At 64.2% G+C, this 1,583-nt stretch carries 2 protein-coding genes; one reads left to right on the top strand and one right to left on the bottom strand.

The annotated features are described in order from the left end of the window. Positions 1-343 precede the first annotated feature (343 nt). Complete coding sequence (locus G6R24_RS20775; RefSeq protein WP_192029223.1) at positions 344-856, top strand: cupin domain-containing protein; 513 nt, start codon at positions 344-346, stop codon at positions 854-856. Between the two features lie 157 nt (positions 857-1,013). On the opposite strand, the gene G6R24_RS20770 is transcribed toward G6R24_RS20775, so the two are convergent. Further along, entirely contained in the window at positions 1,014-1,319 is a 306-nt protein-coding gene (locus G6R24_RS20770) for a hypothetical protein (protein ID WP_163550812.1), read from the bottom strand. Between the last annotated feature and the right edge of the window lie 264 nt (positions 1,320-1,583).

Below are 1,583 nucleotides of genomic sequence, written 5' to 3'. Positions count from 1 at the left end.
ACCCTACGACACGACAATCCATTAACCTACGGCCATTGGGCGGGCACCAGAGAAGCGGGGGGCGAATGGTCGACGACGCCGACAGCACCGCCAAGGGAATAATCCGCCCGAACTACCCATAAGGATCGGCTACCGTGTCGCCCGACCGGCGGCCGTCAAAGTGGGACACCGGGGCATCCTTGACTGCGTCCGGCGCATGCCGCAAGGTCTGGGACCGCAGTCCATCCCGTCGTCCGTTCACATCCCTTTCGGCCCACTTCACCCACGGGCGCGGCATGCCCAGGAGCGTCGCGCTCGGCACCCGGGTCATTGCGGCCCGAAACGGTGATCACAGGAGGAATCAGTGCCAGACACCCAGGAAGCTCGCAAGATGGTTTTCTTCAGCGCAGCTGACGCGCCATCCCTGGATGACGAAGGAATGATGAGCTCTGCGGCCCTCGACCCGGCGATCGCCGAGGAAGTCGATTTCGGACCATATTCGAACGCCAGCAAGCTCTCGGTTTTATACCGGGGCACCGGGCCCGAGGGGTTCAGCCTCGTGCACGTTTCCTTCAACCCGGGCTTCCGACTGCCGCGACACACCCACAATGTCGACTGCCTGTACTACGTCGTGTCGGGTGAGATAATCATGGGATCTCGCCGGCTGCACGCCGGTGAGGGGTTCTTCATTCGGGCCGGGGTGACCTACGCGTACGAGGCCGGCGCGCAGGGAGTAGAAGTCCTGGAGTTCCGCGCGGCCACCAGCTTCGACATCCAGATTCTCGACCAGACGGTCGACCGGTGGCGCGCCATCGTGAACTCGCTGCGCGTCGGCGGCACAGCTCAGGCGGCAGAAGAGCCCGTCCCCAGCTCATAGCCCCCCAACGCACGACTGCCCCGGCTGACGTCCCTCACGGGACGCACAGACCGGGGCAGTCGCATTACATGTTCTCCGGAAGCCAGGCCCCTCCGCGGCAGCTTGCTCGCCGCGGAGCACGACCCGTCACGTCAGGCCGGGCCGGTTTCCGGATGAATCACTGAGCGCCGAACGGCCGGTTCTGCTGGCCGGCACCGATGCGGTCGTTGCCGAGGTTACGGCCGATGTTGACGCCGACACCCACGCCAACGAGCTCACGCAGACGGTTCTCCACGTAACGCTCGCTGTGGTTGGCCTTGTCCGCAATCCGGGCAATCAGGTCGTTGATGTCGGTCGCCGCGTCGAGGTCCGCGGTGCTGACCTGACCGAACTGGTCCAGGATGTTGTAGCGAACCTGCCGCCAGTTCTGCCGCAGCTGCTGCTCGACCTGCTGCCGCTGCTGCTCCTGCTCGGCCTGCGCCATTCCGATCTCCTTCGTTTCTTGGTCACTTTCTCGGTGGGGTGGTGCGGGAAAAACATAACCCAGAGAAGCCCTCCCTGGAACAACACCAGGAAGGAATGCACGAAGTGCTGCGCAAATGTCGAGGACACGGCTGCGCGACAGCATTAACCCGCCGGTTCCGACACCACCCGGGATGACCGGTTCCCGGATCAGCGTTTTTCGGCCACCAGGTCCAGGTTGTCGAGCAGCCGATCCTGCGCGCACCGATAACGGCCCTTCAGTGCC

The sequence above is a fragment of the Candidatus Frankia nodulisporulans genome (assembly GCF_902806475.1).
GTDB classification, from domain to species: domain Bacteria; phylum Actinomycetota; class Actinomycetes; order Frankiales; family Frankiaceae; genus Frankia; species Frankia umida.
The sequence above is the reverse complement of the archived record's forward strand: the minus strand, read 5'-3'. Positions and strand labels throughout refer to the sequence as shown.

Bases quoted from the DNA above. Each gene is read 5' to 3' on its own strand.
- G6R24_RS20770 (WP_163550812.1), bottom strand. From the start codon at position 1,319: ATGGCGCAGGCCGAGCAGGAGCAGCAGCGGCAGCAGGTCGAGCAGCAG.